This window comes from Streptomyces sp. NPDC020422 (genome assembly GCF_044386705.1).
Lineage (GTDB): Bacteria > Actinomycetota > Actinomycetes > Streptomycetales > Streptomycetaceae > Streptomyces.
In genome coordinates, this window is the sequence record NZ_JBIRVJ010000007.1 from 407,060 (window position 1) to 430,856 (window position 23,797).

Annotated in this window: 13 protein-coding genes; 4 read left to right on the top strand and 9 right to left on the bottom strand. The window is 75.0% G+C overall.

The window, feature by feature from the left end; translation table 11 throughout:
- Nucleotides 1-3 precede the first annotated feature (3 nt).
- From ACH414_RS21480 to ACH414_RS21490, 3 genes are all read left to right on the top strand, one after another.
- Nucleotides 4-3,639, top strand: a complete 3,636-nt coding sequence (locus tag ACH414_RS21480; protein ID WP_398942924.1) for a hypothetical protein — start codon at nt 4-6, stop codon at nt 3,637-3,639.
- Entirely contained in the window at nt 3,636-5,996 is a 2,361-nt protein-coding gene (locus ACH414_RS21485; RefSeq protein WP_398942926.1) for a hypothetical protein, read from the top strand. Before ACH414_RS21480 ends, ACH414_RS21485 begins: the two co-directional genes overlap by 4 nt.
- Before the next feature lie 92 nt (nt 5,997-6,088).
- Nucleotides 6,089-6,490, top strand: coding sequence for a hypothetical protein (locus ACH414_RS21490; RefSeq protein ID WP_391767946.1), 402 nt, complete (start codon nt 6,089-6,091; stop codon nt 6,488-6,490).
- Here ACH414_RS21490 and ACH414_RS21495 read toward each other — a convergent pair.
- The 4 genes from ACH414_RS21495 to ACH414_RS21510 form a co-directional block, all read right to left on the bottom strand.
- Nucleotides 6,477-7,580, bottom strand: coding sequence for a trypsin-like serine peptidase (locus tag ACH414_RS21495; protein WP_386561376.1), 1,104 nt, complete (start codon nt 7,578-7,580; stop codon nt 6,477-6,479). The genes ACH414_RS21490 and ACH414_RS21495 overlap by 14 nt on opposite strands.
- 21 nt (nt 7,581-7,601) lie before the next feature.
- On the bottom strand, nt 7,602-9,065 hold the full coding sequence (locus ACH414_RS21500; protein WP_382536412.1) for a trypsin-like peptidase domain-containing protein: 1,464 nt from the start codon (nt 9,063-9,065) through the stop codon (nt 7,602-7,604).
- Complete coding sequence (locus ACH414_RS21505; protein ID WP_398942928.1) at nt 9,062-12,916, bottom strand: AAA family ATPase; 3,855 nt, start codon at nt 12,914-12,916, stop codon at nt 9,062-9,064. The genes ACH414_RS21500 and ACH414_RS21505 overlap by 4 nt, the downstream gene beginning before the upstream one ends.
- Nucleotides 12,917-13,042: 126 nt before the next feature.
- Entirely contained in the window at nt 13,043-13,903 is an 861-nt protein-coding gene (locus ACH414_RS21510; protein ID WP_382536406.1) for a DNA/RNA non-specific endonuclease, read from the bottom strand.
- 110 nt (nt 13,904-14,013) lie between these two features.
- On the opposite strand from ACH414_RS21510, the gene ACH414_RS21515 reads away from it, so the two are divergent.
- Nucleotides 14,014-14,823 carry a caspase family protein gene (locus tag ACH414_RS21515; protein ID WP_382536404.1) on the top strand — a complete coding sequence of 270 codons (810 nt, stop codon included), beginning with the start codon at nt 14,014-14,016 and terminating at the stop codon, nt 14,821-14,823.
- 78 nt (nt 14,824-14,901) lie between these two features.
- Here the strand turns inward: ACH414_RS21515 and ACH414_RS21520 are convergent, their stop codons facing one another.
- The 5 genes from ACH414_RS21520 to ACH414_RS21540 form a co-directional block, all read right to left on the bottom strand.
- Entirely contained in the window at nt 14,902-17,937 is a 3,036-nt protein-coding gene (locus ACH414_RS21520; RefSeq protein WP_398942930.1) for an AAA family ATPase, read from the bottom strand.
- A gap of 228 nt (nt 17,938-18,165) precedes the next feature.
- Nucleotides 18,166-19,863 (bottom strand): S8 family serine peptidase, encoded by a 1,698-nt coding sequence (locus ACH414_RS21525; RefSeq protein ID WP_382537365.1) that lies wholly within the window; start codon nt 19,861-19,863, stop codon nt 18,166-18,168.
- A gap of 519 nt (nt 19,864-20,382) precedes the next feature.
- Nucleotides 20,383-21,231, bottom strand: a complete 849-nt coding sequence (locus ACH414_RS21530; RefSeq protein WP_382536398.1) for a GNAT family N-acetyltransferase — start codon at nt 21,229-21,231, stop codon at nt 20,383-20,385.
- Between the two features lie 485 nt (nt 21,232-21,716).
- Nucleotides 21,717-22,610: a hypothetical protein gene (locus ACH414_RS21535; protein WP_386561386.1), complete on the bottom strand. Its 894-nt coding sequence runs from the start codon at nt 22,608-22,610 to the stop codon at nt 21,717-21,719.
- Nucleotides 22,607-23,611: an SPFH domain-containing protein gene (locus ACH414_RS21540; RefSeq protein ID WP_398942933.1), complete on the bottom strand. Its 1,005-nt coding sequence runs from the start codon at nt 23,609-23,611 to the stop codon at nt 22,607-22,609. Before ACH414_RS21540 ends, ACH414_RS21535 begins: the two co-directional genes overlap by 4 nt.
- Nucleotides 23,612-23,797: the final 186 nt, after the last annotated feature.

Genomic DNA, 23,797 nt, shown 5'->3' on the forward strand with positions numbered 1-23,797 from the left:
CCCTTGGAGATCCACGTCCACGTCCCGGTGCGGATCGCCCTCACCGGCGAACCCGGCCCCGACGAGCTCGCCGCGCTCGTCGGGCGGCTGACCGCGCTCGTCGCCGGGCGGGTCGCGCAGGCCGAGCGGGAGGTGCGGCGCCGGTGCGGGGCGTGGGGTGTGGCGGGAGGCGACGGCGGGCGGGAGGTCCACGACCCGGGCAGGGACGTGGACGGCGGCTACGCGCTGCCCTCGTACGCCGGCGCCGGCCGCCCCACCAGGGTCCGGGTCCTCGGCAAGGAGCCCTGGACCGTCGTCGGCACCGCGCGGGCGCGGATCGGGGTCGGGCGGTTCCTCGGGTACGTGGAGGAGGTGCTGCGACAGCCGCTGCCGGAGTCCGTTCTGTACGCCTCCCTGGCCCGCACCGTCCGCCCGGTCGACGTCTGGCTCGTACGGCAGAACAGGATGCTCGTGCCGCACGAGCTGGGGGAGGAGCTGGTCGTCAGGAGCACGCGCCCCGGGGACAGGGGGACCGAGGCGGCGTGGGCGCTCGCCGGCGGGGACGCCGCGCTGTTCCGGCTCGCCGACGCCGACGAGAGCGGGAGCGTCGCCGCCGGGATTCCACGGATCCCCCCGCACCACGTCCTCTTCGCCTCCATGCGCCTGCCCCGCCTCGACATCGCCGACTTCGCCGCGCTCGGCCCCGGCCGCAGCGTCTTCATGACCGTGCGCGAGGCCGGGTTCTGCGTCGACGAGGAGGTCTTCGAGCGGGCCACCGGCGTCGCGTGGAGCCGGTACGCCGAGGAGTACCCGAGCCAGATCTGCCAGGTCCGGGTCCAGCCGGCCGTCCTGCACCCCGCCTCGAACCCGCTGCGCACCCCGGCCGGCCTCGCGCGCGACGCCCTCTTCCTGCTCCTCGACCGGCACGCGGGCGCCCACCCCGGGCACGCGGAACCCGCCGCCCGGCTCTTCGTCGCCGAGGCGGACGCCTTCCCAGGGCTGCCCGAAGCCGTCCTGCCGCACGCCGAATGGCCCGGCGACGTGGGCGACCGGGTGCTCTACTGCCGGGCCTCCCTCGACCTCGCCCCCGAGACCCTCGGCCGGGCGTTCTTCGGCCCGCGCGCCCGGAGACTGGCCGGTGACCTCGTCCCGCTGATCGGGGCGGACGGCTTCGCCGCCGCCCTCGACGCGGTGCTCGCCGAGACCCTCTCGCAGGCGCACGGAGGGTTCGGCGGGCTCTTGGGGCACGTGCTGGCGAGCATCGAACGCCACGGGCGACTGGGGGAGTTCTTCGACGCCGCGGACGCCACGCGGCGCTTCGCCCTGCGGCTGCGCCTGCTCCAGCAGTGCGAGGCCACCCCGTACGCCGGTCACGAACGGGTCCGGGCGCTGCGTGCCGCCCTCGGCCGCGAGCGGGCGGCGACCACCGCCCACGCCTACACGGTCGGCGGCCCGGGGCGGGGATCCGTCCGGCTCCACCGGGAGGCGGACGGGACCGTACCCGTCGGCGGGGTCCTCGGGGAGGTCGAGCCCCTCTACGGAAAGACCGCCACCGTCATGCGCCCGAAGCCCGGCCGGGCCGAGGCGCTGCGCGCCGCGCTCCTCGACCAGCGGCAGCTGATGGTCGAGGAGATCCTCGCCGGGCGCGACCAAGGTTCCTACACGGAGGACGAGTTCACCGCGATGGCCGTGGAGAGGGCCGCGCGGGCGGTGAGGATCACCGCCGACGACTTCGAGAGCGTCGAGATCGAGACCGGCATCCGGCTCCTGGAGGTGTACGACGCCGAGGAGCAGGGACTGCCCTCCCACGAGGTGCGGTTCGAGGTCGTCTCGCGCGTCGCCGGCCGCGGGGAGCAGTGGGGGACCGCCGTGGGGCCGCTGCGGGAAGCCGTCGGCGCGTTCGAGGCGCGGCTCGTGGAGTGGCGGCTCGGCCGTGCCGGGCAGGGCTACCGCATCGCGGGATTCGCCGTGATCGCCGTCACCGGACTGGCCCTCGCCTGGGAGGCGGGCGCGGTGGCCGCCCTCGTCCGGCTGGGCGGCGGGATCAAGGCGGTGCGCTTCGGCATCGGCTTCTCGGAGGCCGTCTACCTGGGGAAGGTCCTCTTCGGACATGAGGAGTTCACCGCCGGTGGCTTCCTCATGGCGGCCGTCGACGGTTATCTCGGCGTCCTCGGCTACCGGATCGGCGGCGGCCTCGGCAGCTGGGCGGGGGAGCGGATCGGCACCGCCGCCCTGCGCGCCCGGATGGCTTCCTGGCTCGCGGCCAGGTTCGTCACCGGGGCGGTGGGCGGCGCCTTTGCCGCCGTCCTGGAGACCTTCGCCCACGACGTCGTCGCCGGACGGTGGTCGGGCATCGACGCGTACGTGGCCAAGATGGAGTACTACGCGGTGATCGGCGTCGTCGCCGCCTACACCGTCGACCCCTTCCTGCAGGCCCTGCTCAAACGCGCCGGGCCGACCCTGGTCAAGGCCGCCCTGCTGACCCGCCTCCTGAGCACCGAGGGGGTCACCGCCGAACGCTGGGCCGCGTCCATGGCACTCACCCGGCGGCGCATGGAGCAGGCCATGGGCCAGGGCCTGTCGGCGGCGGAGGCCCGGGCCTGGAGCCGGGCGATCGGCTCGCGCCTCGACGAGGCCGCGGAGGGGCTCGCCCACACCCGGGCGCGCCCGACGGGCCCCGCGTCGCGCGTCCCCGCGCGCATCGAGCCGGCGCACGAGACCCCCGCGTCCGCCCCGGCGCACGAGCCGCACGACACTCCCGCCTCCGCGGCACCGCACGAGAGCCCCCCGTCCGGGGCGCCGCACGAGGCTCCCGCCTCCGCCTCCGTGTCGCCCGCCCAGGCCAGGCCGCCCGCCCCCGTGACCCGGTGGCAGAGCTGGAAGCAGCTCAAGCGCGCCTCGCTCACCGACCGGGAGGCGGCCCACGACAGGCGCTGGTACGAGTCGGCACGCCCTGAGGAGCTGCTGGCCCGCGAGGCATCCGACCCGGTCGTCAAGGGGTACCTGAGCGAGGCGTGGGGCGGGGCCCGACACCCCTACCGGCCCGAGCGGCCCAGCGACCCCGCCGTGCAGGACCGGCTGCGCGAGGACCTGCGCGCGGCGCGTGCCGCCGTCGAGGCCGAGCGCCGCCGCCTGGAGGCGGCGGGGCTGCGCGAGCGGTCCTCCGGCGAGCCCGCCGGCTACGAGAGGCTCGACACCCTCGCCGGAGTGCAGTGGGTCGAGCCGACCGCGAAGGCCGCCGCCGGGTACGAGGGCACGGTCGCCGTCGCCCGCTCGGACATCCCCGCGCTCGCCGGTGAGCGGTTCTCCGGCGGATCGCCGCGCGCCCTCGGCTCCTACGACCCCGCCCATGACATCCGGCCGCCGGACACCGTCACCGTGCGGCAGGCCCACGGCCATGCCGAGCAGGACCTCGGCCAGCAGCTCGACGCGCGTCTGTCCCGACTGACCGAGGAGGAGCGTGCCGCCGCGCGCGGCCGGACCGTGTACATCCGGGTCGACCAGGAGGTCTGCTCCGTCTGCGCCGCCGCTCTCGGCGGCGGGCCGCGCGGCGGGGTGCTCGCCAGGCTCAGCGCCCGCCACCCCGACATCGTCTTCGAGGTCACCGCCGACGACATCAGCACGGTCTACCGGATCGTCGCCGGAAGGAGGGTGAAGTGAACGCCGGACGCCCGGTGCGCCGTTTCCACCTGCCCGAGGTCGTCCCCCGGCCCGAAGGGCTCGCACCGGAGACCTCCCGGCTCCTGGAGGTCGCCGTCCGTCAGGCCCTCGCGGACGCGGTCCGGGCGGCCGGCGGCGGGAGCGCCGGGACGGAGCCGCCACCGGTGTCCGGCGGGACTCGCGACGCCGAACGGGAGGCGGCCGTCGGCGACGGCTACGAGGTCCCCAGCTACGCCGGTTCCGGCCGCCCGGTCACCCTGCCGCTCCTGCGGCCCGCGGCCGGCCAGGCGACCGGGCCCGCGGGCGGCATCGGACCCCGGTCCGGCGCCGGTACCGGCGGGCGCAACCTGGGCGGCGGCGCCCGCACCGCCCCCGGGCCCCGCGGCGCTCCCGCGGCCCCGGCCGCCCGCGAGCGGCCCTGGACGCCCGACCGGCTCGTGGCGCTGCGCACCCGCATGGGCCACGCGTACCGGAGCGCGCTGCTCGGCCGGATCTCCGCCGACAGCCTCGTGGTCGGCTCCAGCGGCGTCCGGCTGGTGCCCGCGCTCGGCGGCACCGACCCGGAGCGGACGGTCGCCGCGCGGCTCGGCGCCGGCGCGTTCTACCTCGAGCCGGTCGCGCGCGAACGCGTCGGGCTGGTCGCCGCGGCGGTGCCCGGCGCCGGATTCGCCGTGCACCAGGTCACCGACGACGGCCGCCGGCACGACACCGGGCTTCGCGTCATCGCCCGGGACGCCGCCACCGTGCCGGCCGGCGTCCTCGCGTACACGAGCGACCTCACCACCGTCCGGGAGGTCACGATCGTCGGTCGCGGGACCGGCGACTTCCGTGCGGCCGCCGCCCTGATCGCCGCCGATCTCGACCGCGGTCTGGGCGGGGCGCCCGGCTCCGTCGTGGCGGCCACGATGAAGGACCACCTGGGGGGCCTCGACCACGACGCGCTCATGGCCTGCTTCGAGGAACTGCGCAGGAGGGGCAAGCTGGGCGAGGCCCTGGCCCTCGTGCGCGCACGGGCGTTCCGGGCCTTCCTCCACGAGCGGCAGGTGCCCTGGACGTACGTCCTCGCCAACTGGGAGCCCAACGTCGCCGACGGGGCACAGGTGTTCAGCGGCGTCCTGTGGGGCGCGGGCGAGAACCTCTACCAGGTCGTCGAGGTCATCGGCATCCTCGCCGGCTCGGTCTTCTCCGAACGGCTCGCTCAGGAGCGGCACCGGTTCTGGACCGCGATCGTCACCTGCGTCGAGCATCCCCTGGTCACCGGCCGGCAGGGCCTGCGCCGACTGCGCGACGAAGTCCTGGAGAAGCTGGAGCAGTTGGAGTTCTTCGACGCGGGGCGCGTCCTCGGCCAGCTCGTGATGACCCTGCTCACGCTGCCCGAGGCCCTCGCGTCCCTGCCCGCGCTCGGCAGGGGCGCCGTCCGGGCGGTCGTCGCGGTCGACCGGATCGGGGTGGCGGCCCTCGACTCCCTCGGCCTGCGGCTGATGGACGTGGTGCGCTTCCTGCTCACCGAGCAGCCCATGGCGGTCACCGGGGACGGCGTCCTGCTCACCCTGGGCGGCGGCGACGACCTCCTCGTCGCCGGGGCGAAGGCCAAAGGGACGGCGGCGCTCTCCAAGACCGAGGTGGTCAAGGCCCTGGAGAAGGGAGAGCGCCTCTTCACCCCGGCGGAGGTCGAGGAACTGGTCACCTCCCTCGGCGCGAGGGAACCGAAGGCGCCGGCGGGCGCGGAGGCAGCCGGCGGCGCCGGCGCGGTGGTGCTCGGCGTCGAGGCCCTGGAAGACCTCGTGGCCGAGGCGATCGCCGAACTCGGCACCGTCCCCGGCAGCGCCGAACTCTCGTACGCCGTGCGCGGCACCAGGCTCCACTCCGCGTTCGCACGGCTGGTCCGGGCGCGCTTCCCCGGCAGTGGCCTGACCGTCGTCAGCGAGTCCGCGCTGCGGTCCTTCTCCCGGCTGCCCGCCGAGATCCTGGACCTGCCGATCGAGACCTATGTGCGGCGCACCCCGGGCCTGGCCGAGCTGGAGCGGCAGCTCAGGCCGCTGTTCACCCAGGACGGCGTCCCCCGTCTGATCGGCGACCTGCGGCCCGACCTCGTCGTCCGCGCCCCCGGCCGGCTCGTCGTCTTCGACCTGGCGAGCGTGGAACGCGCCCAGCACATGGCGAAGAACATGCTGTACACGATCGTGCTCCACGACGCCGGCGAGCTGGTCCACGTCGGCGAGACGTACTGGCGTCACTTCGGCAGGACCACCGCGGAGATCGAGGCCCTGTACCCCAGGGAGTTCCGGGCGGCCAGGGTCCAGCGCGAGGCGGCGCACCGGATCGCCCGGCTGCACGGGGCCGGGAAGGCGCCCTGACCGCCCGTCGGTGAGCTGTCGCCCGTCCGTCGGCGATCCGTCGGCGGCGCGCGCCATCGTGAGGGCGGATCGAACGACCGAGGAGGCGCATCGTGGAACAGCAGCTCGTCGCCCGCATGCGGGAATACCTGGACGCCGGTACGGCGATGGACGTCGACCGGCTCGACGCCCTCTACGACCCCGGTTTCGAGAACGTGCGCGTCGACCTGGAAGGGCGCACGGTCACGCTGACGAAGCGCCTGTTCATGGACCGCTTCCGGGCCCTGAAGGCGCAGGGGCGGGGCGTGGGCGAGTCGGTGGACGACGTGAGCTTCCCGGCCGCGGGGCGCCACGGCGACCGGGGTTCGGTGGTGATGCGACGGGTCGAGGACGGCCTGCCGGTGCTCTACCACTTCGTCTGGCGCATCGAGGACGGCCGGCCCACCACCCTCCTGCGCGAGTTCACCTTCGAACGGGACCTGAGCGCGCTGCTCGCGCTGGTCAGACCCAGTTGACCTTCGCCTGCGCGAGCAGCGGGTCGTCCACCAGCTCCCACAGCGGCACGGCCACGTTGCCGACGCGGTAGCGGCCGCCGTAGTGGAGGCCGAGGACACGGTGGTCGGTCAGGTCGAAGACGGGGGAGCCGCTGTTGCCGCCCAGGGTCGAGCAGTCGTGCTTCATCACCCGGCCGCCGGGTGTGAACTCGGTCGTCATGCCGGGCTGGAGCCGCTTCACGTTGTAGATGTCCATGAAGATCCTGCGCATGGACTCCGGCTCGTTGCGGCGCCCGTCCCACGCCGGGTAGCCGATGACGTACACGGGCCGTCCCGGCACGTTCGCCGGCGCGTCCGCGGCGACCGCCAGCGGGGTGGGCAGCTGTGCCCCGTCGGCGGGCGCGATCCGCAGCAGCGCCATGTCCAGCTCGGGGTGGATGCCGATGACCTCGGTGATCTCGTACGCCGGGGATTCAGGGGTCGCCACCGGGCCCGGTGCCGCGGGGAGGGGCAGTTCCTCGCCGGGGTCGACCCGGGCGGACATGCCCTCCTGGAAGGTCCAGCCGGCGCCCTCCGCGCGGCTGAACTCGGCGGCCACGTGCCGGTTGGTCATCACCGCCTCCGGGCCCACCAGGAACGCCGTGCCGATCCAGTCCAGGCTCGGGTGCCCGGTCACCTCGACCCGGCCGACCCGGGTGATCGACTCGTGGATCGCCGCCCGGCCCGCGTCGAGCACCGCCCAGTCGCCCGGCTGGGAGGCGAAGTCCTGGCCCTGGACGAGGATCGCCGGGCGGCCCTCCAGGAGGACGATCGCCTCCACGCCGAAGTACTCGTCGTCGTCGATCTCGTCCGCCCGGTCGTCGGCCAGCTTCTCCAGGCCGCTGGCGCCCGCCTCCAGGACCCGCGCCCGCTCCTCCTGGGCGAACTTGGCGATCTGCGCCCCGGAGGCCACGCCGGGCGGCAGCTCCTCGGCCGACTCCTCGTACTCGATCTCCGCCGCGAGGCCCGCCCGGACCCGGGCGGCCACCTCGCGCAGATCGCCGAAGACCTGCCCGGGTCCGGTCGCGACCGGCGACCCGCCGTGCGAGCCGCTCCGTGATCCGTACCGCATCTCCCGTCACCTCCGCCTGTGTCACGGTTGCCCGAAGAGCGCGGCCTGGGCGGCCATGATCTCCTCGTACACCTCGGGCCGGTTCTCCCGCAGGTGGGCGAGGACCCGGCTCATCTGGGTGCCGACGTTCACGAACGCCGTCGCCCGGCCCTGGAAGTCGACCTCCTCGATCTTCTTGGTCCCCCGGTGCAGGGCGACGACCGTCCAGCCGTCGTCCAGGACGGGCGAGCCGGACGAGCCGCCGCGGGTGTCGGTGAAGTAGACGACGTCCTTCTCGTCGGCCTGGTAGACCAGGTTGTTGCGCAGCGCCACCCGCTTCGGCCGGCCGCCCGGGTGCTGGATGATGTTGACCGCGACCGGCTCGCCCGCCCCGGTCGCCAGCGGGGCCGTCGACACCCGCAGGACGGGCCGCTCCGGCTGCGCCGCGGTCAGCCGCATGATCGCGTAGTCCAGGGCCTCGTCCCAGGCCACCAGCGCACCCGCGGTCGCCTCCTCGGTCTCCGTCTCGTCCGCGCCGTAGTCGAAGCGCGACCGGGAGTTGCGCACCTGGAGCTGGAGGTCGTCGTCGGTGACCCGCGCCCTCGGGGTGCCCGGGGTGCGGGTACGGGCGTTCACCACGTGGTGGTTGGTGACGAGCAGGCCGGGCGCGATGAGCCAGCCCGTGCCCGCGTGCGGATACGCCGGCTGGAGGGGTGCGCCCGCCTGGTACGGCGGGACGCTGACGCGGGCGACGGCGGCGCCGGCCTGGAATCCGCCCTGGAGGAACTCGAAGGGGACGGTGTCGTCGCGGAAGACGATCTCCTCCTTGACCTCGCCGGGCAGGAACTCCGCCGACAGTTCCGGCTCGCCCGCGGCGTCCCGGGACACGTCGTCGAGGGCGCGCTGGAAGACCGCGACCGGCTCCGGCCGGGTGGTCAGGGCGAGGGCGTTGCGCAGCCACACCTCCAGCGGGACCGTGCCGTCGATCAGCCGCTCCACGCGGTTGACGATCCCCAGGTCGGAGCGGATCTGCTCGAACGGGGTCTTCTGGAGCGGCAGTCCGGCCCGGAAGTGCCGGGTGGTGCCGGCGAAGAGCTTCGGCCGCAGCTCGGTGTCGGCGAGCCCGGCCTCGACGGCGGCGCTCTGCACCCGCAGCAGTTCCTCGTCGGTCAGGTACGGCACCGTCCGCCAGGCCGCCTGCGCGGAGTCGGGCGGCGGGGTGACGCCGACCGTGCCCGGGACACCCGGCCCCGTGCCGAAGGGGTGCGGGTAGCCGGGCGTGGGTGCCGGGGTTCCGGCCTCCATCGCGGCGGCCACGCCGACCAGCAGGTCGCCGCTGCGGTCGCTGAGCATCAGGACCCGCCACGCGAGAGCGTCCAGCGTGCCGCGCCGCTGCGCCTCCCGGAGCGCTGCCATGATCTGTTCGAGCGACAGGGGCGGGGCCGCCGCCCCGGCGCCCACGGCGGGGCGCTGGAGGACCATCGGGGGCCGGTCCACAGCGGTCATCGCAGGTCACCCCCGCCGCTCGTGGCCGGCGCCGCTCCCGTGGCGGCCGACTCCAGGAGCCGGGTCAGGGGCTCCCGCAGCTCCGGCTCGTCGGTCATGGCCGTGTGGATCCAGCGTCCGAGGGCTTCGATCACCGCGTCCTCGTCGCCGGGCAGCCCCACGAGCCGCAGCGTGTGCTCCAGGACGTGCGGGTCGACGCGCCCGGCGGCGGAAGCGGCGGCCCGGGCCAGGGCGGGCTGCAGGGCGAGCGCCTCGTCCGGCAGCCCGCGCAGCGTCCGGGCGAGCCGCCGGTCGGTCTCGGCCGAGCCCTCCTCGGTGGCCGCCGCGAGCCGGGAGCGGGCGACGAGGACCCCCATCGACTCGTACGGCAGGCCCAGGGCGACCGCGAGGGACTCGGCCTCCTGCAGGGACCGGTCCGCGTCCGTGAAGTCCCCGGCGTCCTGGGCGAGCCGCGCGGCCAGCTGCAGCAGCTCCAGGCGGCTCTCCGCGCAGCCCGCCTCCTCCGCCCGGTCCACCGCCCGCTCCGCGGTCTCCCGTGCCTCCGCCGAGCGGTCCGACCGGGCCAGGGTCTCGACGAGCAGGGCGTGCAGCCTGCTGCACGGCGTCCACGGCCGGCGCTCGGCGAGCCGGTCGGCGGCCGCCTCCACGTACCCCTGGGTGAGCAGGTCCTCGACCTCGCGTGCGGCGATCCGCTCCCAGTCCTCCTGGTCGGCCGCCGCCATGATCTGGTCGGGCACGTGCCCGCCGATCCGGCCGAGCAGGAAGGCGGCCGAGCGGGCCGGCATGTCGGCGTCCGCGCCGACCAGGAAGGCCTCCACCCCGGGCTCCCAACGCCGCTCCACGACGCGGGGGTTCTCGCCGAGCCGCAGCCGGTGGTAGATCTCCTCGGCGCGCGCCTCGGGCCCCTCGCGCGCCGCGTAGTAGGCCACCGCCCGGGTGTCCACCGCGCGCATCACATCAGTGCGCGCGCTGTCGGAGAGCCGCAGCATGATCGAGCGCAGATCGGCCCGGTGCCGGATCGCCTGGGGTCCCGCGGACTCCATCAGGTCGAGCCGGGAGACGAGCTTGCCGAAGAGCATCCCCGCCTCGGTGGCCGATTCGACGGTGAGCCCGGCCGGTTCGGCGAGGACCCTGCGCACCAGGTCGGGGGTGATGACGCGCAGGGCGAGGCCCGCCTGCACCAGGGAGCGTACGGAGTCGTCGGCGATGTGCTTGAGGATCCGGTCGTACAGCGTGCCCTGGATCAGCATCTGGTCGACCTGGTGGTGGAAGTAGCGCCGGCGCGAGGGCAGGCTCGTGAGCAGCTCGCCCAGGGAGGCCGACTCCTCGCCGAGGCACACGACGGTGCGGGCGGCGAGCTTCAGGCTGAGCGGGTGGCCGCCGACCCGGTCGTAGAGGCTCCTGGCGACGTCCTCGTCGTCGACGCCCGAGGACATGAGCAGCTCGACGGAGGCCGGTTCGTCGAGTTCGCCGAGCTCCATCGTGCGCGGGCTCATGACCTTGGCGGGGTGGTCGATGGGGGCCCGCCCGGCGACCACGTACCGCAGCCGGGGATAGGCGGCGCGCAGCGCGGTCCACACCGCCCACATCCGGGACATCCCCGGGGAGCCGCGGTACTGGGCCTGCTCGAAGGAGTCGAGCGCGATCAGCAGCGGCGGGTCCATCTCCCCGGGCGGGGTGCCGACGGCCCGGGCGACGAGCGTGGCGAGCTCGCGGGCCAGCTCCTGCTCGTGGGCGGTGGCCCGGGCGTGGAAGCCCGCCGAGTAGTCGCGGCCGAGGGTGGCCCGGGTGGCGGAGAGCTGGTAGAGCTCGTCGAGCTGGTTGCGTTCGCCTCGGTGGGCGGCGGCGGTCTCGCCGCAGCGGTCGGCCAGTTCGTCGAACGCGCCCCGGTGCGCGGGGTACTGGATGGCCAGCTGCCGGGCGGCCTCGCCGATCATCGTGGCGGGTTCGTGGATGGAGAGCGTCGGGCGCTCGAAGTCGACGTAGGCGAAGGGGAATCCGGCGGGTGCGTACGCCCGCAGGCTGTCGAGGAGGAACTTGGCGAGCAGGGTGCTCTTGCCGATGCCGCCGATGCCGTGGATGAGGACGGGGGGCTCGGCGGGCTCGGCGGGCAGCGCCAGGTAGGAGCGCAGCGCGTCGAGTTCGCGGATCCGGCCGTGGAAGGTGCCCGCGACCAGCAGCCGCATCGGCTGGAGGAGCCGGGCCCGTTCGAGCCGGCGCTGGACGTCCTCGGGGTCGGGCAGCAGCGCCTCGGTGCCGGGCACCTGGCGCAGCCACAGCACGGCCTGGAGGGTGTCGGAGAGCTCCTCGACGTCCGGCTCGGCGGACGTCGGCGGGGCGCCCGAGAGCAGGGCGGCGGCGGCGCGCTCGACGCGCGGGCCCTCGGGGAGCGCGGCGAGGTCGGTGGCGTCGAGGGCGGCCTTCGCCGCCGCGGGCCCCGCGAGACCCCTCAGGGCCGCCTCCCGCACCTCGGGGGTGAGCACCCAGCGCAGCGCGTGCTGCGAGGCGGCGAGGGCCGTGCAGTCGTCGACGAGTTCGGCCAGGGCCCGGCCGGTGGCCCGCTCCTCGCCGGGAAGCCGCAGCAGCGCGGGGTCGAAGTCGTCGAGCAGACAGGCCGCTTCGCGGTAGGCGCGGCGCAGCTCGGACGGGGCCGGGACGCCGGGTGCGGCGGGGGTGCGCAGTGCCCGGCGCACCGGGTCCGTGACGTCGTGGCCGGGCGCGAGGGCGAGGGTGGTGCGGACGGCCTCCTCGACCGCCGTGCAGACCCTGCGCATATAGCTGTCGGCGTGGTCGGGGGTGTCCGCCGCCTCGACGGCCCGCAGCACCTCGGTGACGGTCGTCTCCACGAGGCCGGGCCGCAGCTCCTCGGCGAGGCCCGAGGACTCGCGGAAGAACTGCTCGAAGAAGGCCCGCAGGTCGTCGGCGTCGACCACCCGCGCGGTGTCGCGGACCTCGTTCTTGCGGATGTCGTACGGGAGCTGGCGCATCGCGGTGGAGTAGCCGAGCAGCACGAGGCGGGGCACGGTCTGCGTCCGTACCGGGGTGTGTTCGTAGATCGCGAGGGCGAGTTTGCCGATGCAGTCCCAGACGTCGGAGTTCGGGTCGAGGGTGTCGCACTCGTCGAGGACGATCCAGAAGCGCTCCTCGGCGGCGGTGGCGCGGCTGACGATCCGGTGCACGGCGTCGTCGATCGAGGGCAGTGGATCGTTCAACTGTGTCGGATTCAACGGAAGTCCGTCGGCCCCGGGCTCCGGCACGAACTCGGCGAGCCGCCCGACCAGCCGGGCCGCCGTCGTCGTCCGCGACAGCGTCACCCGCACCGGACGGAACCCGCAGTGCTGACCGAGATGGCGGATCAGGTGGTACGTGTACGAGCGGCCGCTGTCCGGCTCGCCGTCCACCACCAGGACCGTCTGCTCCGGGTCGGCCACGAAGCGGCGCAGCTTCTCCCGCAGCTCGGACCGGTCGATGAAGACCGCGGTGCCGCCCCGGAGCACCACCGTCGTGAACGGGTCGCGCGTGGAGTGCGCCACCTCCTCGTCCTCCCGCAGCCGCCCCAGCAGCGAGCGCAGTTCCGTGCCCCGCCCCGCCGCGTCCTTGGCGTCGAGGCGGTCGATCGCGTCGAGCCGGGACAGCGCGGCGAGCAGGCGTCGCTGGTGCCCGATGTCCTTGCGGGCGGCCCCCACGATCCTGCGCGCGTTCTCGTCCCGGTCGGGGGTGAGCGGGAGGTCCGCGACGAAGATCCTGCTCAGGGCGGTGCGCAGCAGCCCTCTGTGGGGATCGGGGTTGTCGAGAAGGTGGTCCCGCACCCAGCTGGTGACGAGGCCCCACTCCGTTTCGGTGAGAGGCATGGCACACCTGCCCGCCGTCCTTGCGCCGAATGAGGACGGACTTTCTGCCATCCTCTCCCCGGGTCCGGGGCGCCGCAATAGCTGCCGGGCCCCGGGGGGGGAGTCCCCCGGCGGGCGCGGCCGCGCTCAGCTCTGCATCGCGATGTCCTCGAAGGACTCCAGCCGGCGCCAGCGCTCCTCCGGGGCGCGCGGGGTCGGCATCAGATCCACGTCCGGCAGCGGCCCGAACTCCAGCTCGGTGATCTCCGCGACGTCCGAGACCGGGACCTGGTACGTCCGGTACGGCCCCAGTGGCGGCGGCGCGCCCGCCGTCGCCCCCGCCAGCGCCCGCTCCGCGTCCCGGGTCAGGTCGGGGCTCTGGTCGAGCACGTACGCCGTCGCGGCCAGCGCCCCGTCCTGCATGAAGGCGACCACCTTCCAGAAGCGCAGCGGCACCTGGATGCCCCGGTAGGGCGGGTCGGAGTCCTGCAGCACGGGCCCGGTGAGCACCGCCAGCTTCCGGTCGAACTCGGCCGCGTGCTCCAGCAGGTAGTTCTCCAGGCCCTGCCACAGCTGCTTGCCCTGGTTGAACGTGTCCTGCTGCGGGGCCGCGTTGGTGAAGTGGAACGTGTCGGTGTTCGCCGCGTTCGCCACGCCGGGCCGGCCCCACACCGGATCGAGCCGGCGGACCAGGTGCCCGCGGTCCAGGCTGTTGTTGCGGTAGATGTCGTCGCCGGCCTGCTGCTCCTTCGGCAGCCTCGGGTCGAACAGCCAGACGTCGTCGCGCGGCACGTCCTCCAGGAGTTGCGCCCCCTCGATGCAGACGCCGGTCGCCGCGGCGAGCCGCCGGTCGGGCCGGAAGACGACGCTGAAGTGCGTGTACGGCAGGATGACCGTCTCGATCGACTCGCGTACCGGGAGCGGGAGGGGCACCACGGGGCCGAGGAAGGCCTCGTCGTAGCCGGCGCGGTCGCCGAACTGGTCCTGCCGGGATGGGCTTGTGTTCATACGATGTAAGTACCGCGCGGGGGAGGGCGCCCACGGCACCGGACCCGCAGGCCACTCGAACAGACGCCCCCCGGTGCCCCCTCACCCCCCGGTTCCAAGGAGGCACCACCATGGCCACCGGACTCTCCCTGCACGTCGGACTGAACAGCGTCGATCCCGACCGTTACGACGGCTGGGACGGCACCCTCGTGGCCTGCGAGAACGACGCCCGCGACATGGCGCGGATCGCCGCCGCCGCCGGCTTCGCCCCCACCGTCCTGCTCACCCGCGAAGGCACCGTCGACAACATCACCGCGGCGCTGCGCGAAGCGGCCGGAAAGCTCTCGGGCGGCGACATCCTGCTCTTCAGCTACTCGGGTCACGGCGGACAGGTCCCGGACGTCACCGGCGGGGACCACGAACCCGACAAGCGCGACGAGACCCTCGTCTTCTACGACCGCCAGTTCCTCGACGACGAGGTCCACCAGGAATTCCTGCGCTTCGACTCCGGCGTACGCATCGTCACCTTCTTCGACTGCTGCCACAGCGGCACCAGCATCGAGCTCCCCGGCGCCGCCGAGGTCGTGGGGCGCTACGTCCCCGAGCCCAAGCAGATCGAGCTCTACGAGCGCGACCGGGACTTCTACGACGACCTCCAGCGCTCGCTCGCCAAGGAGGCGGCCGCCTCCGGCAACGGAGCGGGACCCCCCGTGATCCTCGTCTCCGCCTGCCAGGACAACCAGGTCGCCGCCGACGGAGCCGTCAACGGCGCCTTCACCGAGGCGCTCCTCGACGTCTGGCGGGACGGAGCCTTCCGCGGCGACTACCGCTCCTTCCACCGGGCCATCCAGGGCAAACTGCCACCCTCGCAGAGCCCGAACCTGCACACCACGGGAGCACCCCCGGAGGACTTCCTGGGACAGCGGCCCTTCACCGTCTGAGCCCGGGTCCGGGTACGGATCCGGGCGTCCGAGCAACCCCACCGACCCGGACCGCCGCCCGAGGGGGCGCGGCCCGGGTCACGGCCGCAGCGCGGTCGCCAGCTGGGCCCGGGAGCGCACGTCCAGCTTCTGGTAGATCCGGGTCAGCCGCGCCTCGACCGTCTTCACGCTCAGATACAGCTTCGCCGCCGCCTCCTGGTTGCTGGCCCCCTGCCCGACCAGGCGTGCCAGACGCAGCTCCGCCTCGGTCAGCGTCGACAGCGCGGCGGACGCCTCCTCGCCCACCGGGGCCTCCCCGGCCGGACCGGCCGGCGTCTCGCTCGTCAGTGCCAGCCAGGGCGCGGCCCCGGCCCGCTCGAACACCCCGGCCGCCGTCTGGAGCGCGCCCTGCGCCGCCGACCTGCGGCGTCGCTTGCGCTCCACCCGCGCCAGCGCGACCAGGGCCCGGCCCCGCTCCAGCGGCAGCCCCGCCCGGGCGAAGCGCTCCGCCGTCCGGGTGAGCAGCTCCGCCGCCTCGTCCGTCCGGCCCTCCGCCGCCAGGCACAGCCCGTACGCCCGGTCGCAGCCGAGCAGCACCGAGGTCCGCCCGAGCCGTTCCGCCACCGGCCGGACCTCCGCCAGGACCGCCGTGGCCTCGTCGACGGCGTCGTGCCCGAGCAGCGCCTCCGCCAGCTCCTCGTGCCAGCGCAGCATCGACGGGTCGACCGTGGACTGGGCGCGCTCGTTCGCCTCGACCCGGCGCAGGGTCTCCAGGGCGGCGGCGACGTCGCCGTTGACCAGCTGGACCCGGCCGAGCGCGTACAGGCTGCGGGAGAGGAAGACCCGGTCGCCCTCCTCCTCCGAGGCCTGCACGCTGCGCCGGGCGTAGCTCGCCGCCCGCCCGAAGCTGCCGCCGGCGGTCTCCGCGAGCGCGAGGGCGTACCAGGCGGGGCCGGGGGAGAGCCCGGCCTCCAGGGTGAGGGCGAGCGACTGGCCGGCGTGCGCCAGGGCCGCCGAGCAGGGGCCGAGCCGGGACTCGATCTCCGCGAGGGTGCTGAGCAGTTCGATGGCGTCCTCGACCGAGCCGCGCCGCTGCACCAGCGGGAGCAGCGCGTTCAGCTGGTCGCGGGCGTCCACGAGCCGTCCATCGAACAGGGCGTGGCGGATGGTCAGGATCTGGGCCGCGTTCCGGATCCCGGCCGGCCGCTCGGCCGTCTCCAGGGCCCGGGCCTGGGCGAGCACCGCCTCCGCGTCCGAGGAGCCCAGGGCCCGCTCCATCCGGGCCTGGACGGTCAGCGCCTGCGCCGCCGTGCGGGGGTCGCCCATCGAGGCGGCGAGTGCGGCCGACTCCATCGCCGCCGCCCGGGAGCGCAGCGGGTCGCCGTCCGCCAGGACGTATTTGACGGCAAGGCGCAGCTGCACCGCCGCCCGCAGGGCCGTGTCGCCCTCGGAGTCCTCCATGGCGTGCACGTACATCTCGTCGAGCCCGGTCAGGCCCTGCCCCGCCGTGTCCAGGACGGCGAGCCGGGCCCGGACCCGGTCGGCGGGCGCCGCGTCGCGGGCCAGCAGGTCGGTCGCGGCCCGCATCGCGAGGTCGGCGCGGGCCGCGCGGGCGGCCTCCTCGGCGGCGTCCACGAGCCGGGCGATCCGTCGCGGGCCCAGGCTGCCGGGCGTCGACTCGGCGGCGAGCAGGGCGAGTTCGGCGGCCAGTGCGCGGTTGCCGCGGCCCCGGGCCAGGTCCGCCGCCGCGGCGACCTCCGCCGCGAGCTCCTCGTCCGGTGCGTCGGTGGCGAGCGCCCGGTGCCGTACCGCCTCGACCTGGTCGTCGACGACCTTCGCCAAGGCCGCGTGCCCCGCGCTGCGTTCGGCCCAGCAGGCGTCGTGCACCAGCGTGGACGGCAGCAGCCCCGCGGTGAACGCGACCGTGCCGTCCTCGGCGAGCGACACCAGACCGGCCCGCTCCGCCGCCGCGAGGTCCGCCTCCGCGTTGGGGCGCCCGGCCCGGCGCACCAGCGCCGCCGAGGGGCGCAGCGCGAGCGCCGCCAGGAGCAGCGTCTCGCGCACGTCCGGCGGTGCGGCGCCGAGGAGTTGCCTGGCCAGGTCCCTCGCCCGGCCCGACAGGGTCAGCGCCTCGGCGTGGTGCACGGGGGTGCGGGCGTCGGCGAGCGAGCGGCCCACGGCGAGCGCGAGCCGCGGGTTGCCGCCGCTCGCCTTGTGGATGCGCCCGGCCATCCGCGACGGCAGCCGGTGCTGGATGAGGAGCGCGGCGATCTCGTCCGCGTGCAGCGGCGGCACCAGCAGCACGTCCGCCTCGGAGGGCACCCACAGATGCGTGTCGTGCGGGTCCTGGGTGCCGTACGCCTCGTACGCCTCCGGTGTCTCCACGGAGACCACCCGCAGCGTCGGCGGGGCCAGGTGCAGGGCGAAGCGGAGCAGGTCGGCGCTGTCGGGGTCGATGTGCTGGACGCCGTCGACGACGAGGAGCGCGGGGCCGCGGGCGGTGAGCGCCCGCAGGATCCGGGCGAGTCCCAGGCGCAGCGCGATCGGGTCCCAGCCGGCGTCGTGCAGCGGGGCCTCGCGGCAGAGCATGGCGACCGCGGTGCGCTGCGGGTCCGGGAGCGCCTCGAAGACGCCGGCCGCGGAGATGCCGAGCGGGACGGAGGCGGCGGCCGCCCGGGGGCAGGGCACGGTGGCGGCGGGGGCGGCGCCGGGGCCGGTGGGCGTCTGGGGGGCGGTGCGGTACGGGCCGGAGGCCTGCGGGGAGGCGGTCCCGCGGCCGGGGGCGCCCGGGGCGGCGGGGTCGAGTGCGCACCCGGCGGCGGTGTCCGCGGCGCCCGGGGGCGGCTCCGTGGTGGGGCCGTCCTCGTCGGCGGCGGGCCGGGTCACGGTGGCGGCGACCGAGGCCACCAGGGCGGCCGCGGTCGCGCCGGGTATGTCGCGGTCGGCAGGGAGCGTGGCCAGCCAGAGCACGGTCTCGCCGCGCGCCTCGGCGCGGGCGGCCTCGGCCAGCGCGACCTCGGTCTTGCCGACTCCGGCCGGGCCGGTGAGCAGTGCCCGGCCCCTCGACTGCAGGACGCGTTCCAGGCGGGCGAGGAGTTCCTCCCGGCCCACGGGCGCTGGCGGCGCTGTCGTCATGCTTCCACCACCCTCCGGCCCTCGGGACCCGGCCCATGAGCCCCGTTGCGCAGAGAATACGGAGCCTGTCGCCCCCGTCCAGGCCTCTTGTCCGGCATACGGACAGCATGTGCCGCTCGACGGTCCGTCACCGGCACCGCAAAGCGCCCGTGGTGTAGACCACGGGCGCTTCGCTGACCAGCAGTGATGCTGGTGTGGGGGGTGGTTCTGACGGGAGCTCAGAGCTGTTTAGAAGGTCAGGCTCCACGAGTCGATGTAGCCGGTGTCACCCGAGGCCACATCGCGGACCTGGAGCTTCCAGGTGCCGTTGGCGACCTCGCTGGACGCGTCGACCGTGTAGGTCGCGAGGACGTTGTCCGCGCTGTCCGACGAGGAGGAGGCCTTCAGGTTGCGCACCGTGCCGTCGGGGGCGATCAGGTCGATGACCAGGTCACCGCGCCAGGTGTGCTTGATGTCCACGCCGACCTTGAGGGCGGCCGGCGCGTTGCCGGTGACGCCGGTGACGGAGATCGGGGAGGTCGAGGTGGAGTTGTCCGCGATCGCGACGTCCGTCCCGTTGGTGAAGACCGTGCCGGACGGCGGCGTGGTGCCGAGGACCGCGTTCACGGTCGCGGCGGCGTCCGCGATGCCGGTGCCGCAGCCGCCGGTGCAGGTGCCGGGCAGCGGACGGGCGTTGGCCTTGATGGCGGATTTGATGTCGGCCGGGGTCAGGGACGACTTGGCCGACTTCAGCAGCGCGGCGAGACCGGCGATGTGCGGGGCCGCCATCGACGTGCCCTGGTAGGGCTTGTAGGTCTCGGTCGACTGGACCGTGGTGCCGGAGTTCAGCGTGGAGTAGATGCCGTTCTCGGGCGTGGTGATGGTGCCGGGCGTGTCGTTGGCGTTGCGGGTCTCGCCGCCGGGGGCCGAGACGTCCACGCGGGTGCCGTAGTTGGAGTAGAAGGAGCGGCTGCCGGCGCGGTTGGTGGACGCGACGGTGATGACGCCGGTGCAGTTCGCCGGGGTGAAGCCGGAGGTGTCGGCGTTGCTGTTGCCCGCGGCGACGACGACCGTGGTGCCGCGCGAGACGGCGCCGTTGATCGCGTTCTGGTACACGCTCGGGCAGGTGGCGCTGGCGCCGCCCAGGCTCATGTTGATGACCTTGGCCGGGGTCGGGTTGGCGGGCACGCCCGCCACGGTGCCGCCGGAGGCCCAGGTGATCGCGTCCGCGATGTCGGAGGAGGAGCCGCCGCACTTGCCGAGCACGCGCACGGGCTGGATCTTCGCGTTGTACGCGATGCCCGCGATGCCCTTGGTGTTGTTGGTGACCGCACCGATGGTGCCGGCCACGTGGGTTCCGTGCCAGGAGGAGTTGGAGGCCTTGGAGCCGGTGCCGCACTCGCCGTCCGTGGCGTTCCAGTCGCCCTCGTCCTTGGAGTCCGCGTCGCGGCCGTTGCCGTCGCGGGCGGCGGAGGAGTCGGAGATGAAGTCGTAACCGGAGACGACGTTGGCCGCGACGTCGGTGTGGGCGGCGTAGCCGGTGTCGATCACGGCGACGGTGACGCCCGAGCCGGTCGCCTTGTCCCAGGCGGTGGGGACGTTCATGCCGCCGGTGGGCTCGAAGAGGTCCCACTGCTTGGCGTAGTCGGTGTCGTTCGGGGTGACCGCCATCGCGTAGGCGCGGATGTCCGGCTCCACGTTCGCGACCTGCGGGTCGGCGCGGAAGGCGGCCATGACCTCGGCCACGTCCTGCTTGGTGGCGGAGCCGCCCAGGTCGACCAGCGCGGCGCCGCCGGTCAGACGGCGCTCGAAGGAGAGCTTCTCGCCGGTCACGGCGGCCTTGGCGGCCGCGTCGCTCTTGGCGGCGGCGTTCGAGCCGGCCTCGGCGGACGAGGACTTGTAGGTCACGATGACCTTGTCGACGGGGGCGCTGGGCAGCGCGGTCATCGACTGGGAAGCCGGGGCGGGCTTCGGGGAGGCTGCGGCCGGGACGGCGGCGAACGCCCCGGTGGTGGTGGCAGCGGCACCGAGGATCGCGGCGCTCGCGACCACCACGGATATGACTCTCCGCCTGGAACCGTTCAAGGTGTGGCCCTTTCGAGTACGACGTGAGGGAGCAGTGGCGGCGGCGCGGGATCCGCGGTGCGAAGTGGGGTCGCGGTCCGTCGTCTCCCTGGGCGTGGGGGCCCGTGCGCCGCCACCGGCGCGACGGCCCGGGTCAAGGCCGTCACCGGCGGACATCACCCACCCCTTCTCATGCACCTGACAGGTGGAGGCGTGAGGGGATCTGCCGGTGCGGCAGACAGTAGGGAACGCCGAGGTGAACGCGATACGGGGAAAACCCTTGTCACCCCTAGGGGGTGGCCGGGGGGAGCGTGGGGGAGTGGAGGGGTTTGCGGGGGATCGGCCCCCTGAGGGCGGGGCGGGAGGCGGTGGCGGACCGCCACCTCCCACCCCGCCCCCAGGTCAGCCGAGTTCGAGCGTGGTGACCCCGAACACGCGATCCTGTGCGATCGGACGAACGGGCCCCGTGTACATCCGGGCCGTCTCGAACGTCGGCTCCAGGCCCCGCTCCTCGGCGAGGCGCGCGGCAGCCGGATTGGCCTCCGGCATGTCGACGGCGATCCGCTCCGAGCCGAACGCGCGGGCCTCGGCCGCCAGGGCGTCGAGGAGGGCCGCCGCGTCGGCGGGGGTGTCGGCGAAGAGGGGACCGATCCGCGCCTCCTGCTCGGCGGGACGGACCACGCCGTACCCGGTGGGGCGGCCGTCGGCGACCCGGACCAGGGCGCGGTGGCCCGGCGTCGTCAGCCAGGACCTCAGAAAGCGCGGCCGGGCGGCCGGGTGGCAGGCGTCGTCGTACGCGGCGAGCACGGCCTGATCCACCTCCTCCGCCGGCACCACTCCGGCCACGGCGCCGTCGGAAACCGGGACTTCCCCCACATAGCGGGCGGTGCGGTAAGCGGGGACGAAACCGGAACGGCGGTAGTTGTCCTGCTGGTCCGGCACCCCGTCGAGCCCCACCGTCCGGGCGCCCGCGTGCGCCAGCGCGGACCGCCAGGTCGCGAGACCGTGACCGTGGCCGCGCAGATCGGGCCGGACGAGATAGAACCCCAGGAAGGAATAGGTGTCGCTGTAGTTGACGACCGAGATCGCGGACACCGGCTCCCCGTCGATCCGCCCCAGGAAGAACCCCTCGGGATCCTGCGCGAAGAACGCGGGAGCGTCGGCCACCCCCGGGTTCCACCCCTCGTCGGCCGCCCACGCGCGCACCAGCGCCCAGTCCTGGAGGGAGGCCCGGGAGATCTGCAGGGTCATGGAGGTCCCTTCGGCGGGTGAGCACGACTCGGGAGGGAGGGGCCGTCGAGCATAGCGGCGCCGGCCCGCCCCCCTGGCACACCACCGATGCTTTCCGGCCGAGTCGCCCGCGCCGGCTCGGGCGGCCTCGCCGAGGAGGAGCGGAAGGGGTTGAGGACGAGCGGAGGGGCGGCATCCCGAGGTCCCGTACCGCAGGACCCGCCGAGCCCGTCCCACGCGCACGGCCGGCCCCGTCCGACCCCGGCCGGTCTCGGTGGCAGGCGCCGGCCTGAGGTGGCAGCGCGGCGGTGGCAGTGCGCTCGGACCCGGGCGGCAGCGCGGCGGTCCGGGACAGCAGCGCGCCCGGACCGGGGTGGCAGCGCGGCGGTCTGAGGTGGCAGCGCGCCCGGACCGGGGTGGCAGCGCCGCGGCCCGAGGCGGCAGGGCCGTGGCCCGAGGTGCAGCGCCCGGCCCGAGGCGGCAGCGCGCCGGTCCGAGGCGCCAGGTCACCCCACGAGGCGCAGCGCCGTCCCCGCGACCCCCAGCCGCACGGACTGGCCCCACGTCAACTCCAGGGCGTCCGACTCCATCCCGTCCCCGAACGCCACCAGCCGGTCCGACTCCACCGAGAGCCGCAGCGCCTCCCCGGCGTCGAGCAGGCCCTCCACGCGCCCGGTGCCGGAGCTCGGCGACGGCCAGGCCTCGCGTACGGACCAGGCGAGGCGTCCGTCGGTCGGCGCGGGCAGCGGGAGCGGGCTCTCGCGCTGGTGCCAGAGCGAGCGCAGCCAGCCCGTGGCGCCCGTGCCGGTGCCGACCAGGACCCCCGAGGAGGCCTGCCGCTCGGGCGGTCCGGTCGGCGCCTGGAGGCTGTAGCGCGCGGTCTGGTGGCCCGGCGCGCCGACGTAGACCTCGTTGAGCGCGAGCAGCCGCTGCGCGTCGTCGGTGACGGCCTCGACCATGGTCAGCAGGTCCACCGCCGTCCGCACCCCCGTGGCGGACGGCAGCAGCTTGTGGGCGTCCGCCGGCCGGTGGCGGACCAGGACCCCGGGGTTGCGCCCGGGATCGACGTCGATCCCGACGACCGGCTGGCCGGTCAGGTACTTGGCCGCGTTGGCCACCAGCCCGTCCTGACCGACCACCACGACCACGTCCTCGGGGCCGAAGAGGAAGCGGTCCAGGTCGGCCCGCTCGACCAGGGCCCGCCGCCATCGCAGCGGCACCGCGGCCGTCACCTCGGCGAGCGCCCGCGCGGTCCGCTCGTGCCGCTCCCGGACCTCCTCCACGGAGCGGCCGCGGTGGGAGAGGAAGAACGCGGCCTGCCCGTGCGTCCCGTGCCGCGCCAGCAGCTCCTGGTACTCCGTGGTGCGGTGGACGAGCACCGCGCGCGGGGCGAGGCTCACGCGTCCGCACCGCCGCCGAGCCGGGCGAGCAGTCCGGTCAGCACGTCCGGGGAGAGGGTGAGGTGCTCGATCCGCGGCAGCTGCTCGGCCGCCCGGGTCGCCGCGAGGGCGTGCAGCGTCGCCGCGGGGACCTCCGCGTGCGCCCGCAGCCAGGCGGTCTGCGCCGCGGCGCGCGCCGCGCCCACCTCGCGTGCCGCCTCCGCCTCCGCGCGGGCCAGCCGGACCGTGCGGGCGGCCTCGGCCTCGGCCCGTACGGCGTCGGCCGCGGCGTTCTCCTCGGCCTCGCGCCGGGCGTTGGTGCCGCGCTGGTCGACGAGCCGCTCCTCCTGCCGGGCCAGCTCGATCTTGCTGGCCAGCTCGTTCTCGGCGATGGCGCGCTCCCGTTCGACCGCGACCGCCCGGCGTTCGTAGGTGGCCCGGTCGGCCTCCTGCTGGATCTGCTCGCGGGCCGGGGTGCGCAGGGCCCGCTCGACCTCGGGTTCGGGGCGCAGCGCCACCACCCGTACGGCGACCACCTCGATGCCGGTGTCCGGCAGGCGGGGCTCGGCGGCGAGACCGGCGGCCATCCGGTCCCGGACCGCCGCCACCCCGTCGACGAGCGCCTCGGCGAGCGGGATGCGGGCGAGCACGTCGAGGGCGTGCTGCTGGGCGCTCTCGGTGAGCAGTCCGGCGATCTGCTCCAGCGGGGTGCCGCGCCAGACGCCGGTGTCCGGGTCGAGCGAGAAGTCGAGCCGCGTGGCGGCCGCTGCGGGGTCGGCGATCCGGTACGTCACGGTGGACTGGACGCTCACGTCCTGGAAGTCGGCGGTGCGGGCGTGGAAGGCCATCGCCAGCTCGCGGTCGTCGACGGGCACCTCGGAGAGGGCCGCGGACAGGGCGCGGAACCAGAAGCTGAGGCCCGGGCCGTCGTGGACGATCCGGCCGCCCCGCTGGTAGCGGATGTGTGCGGTGGGCGCGGAGCGCAGATGGCGCCAGCCGGCCCGCCGGGTGATGTCGGCCATGGGGCCCTCCCCCTGTCGTCGGCGAGACGAAGGGGGAACTCCCCTTGTCGTCACTATGACGATAGGAGGCCCCCTCGCTTGTCGTCAAGGTGACGAAAGGGAAAGGTCCGCCCCGCGCCCGGTCTCGGGCTGGGGCGGACCTTCGATGGCGTGGCCGGCGACGGTTCCGCGACGGTTCCGCGCCTG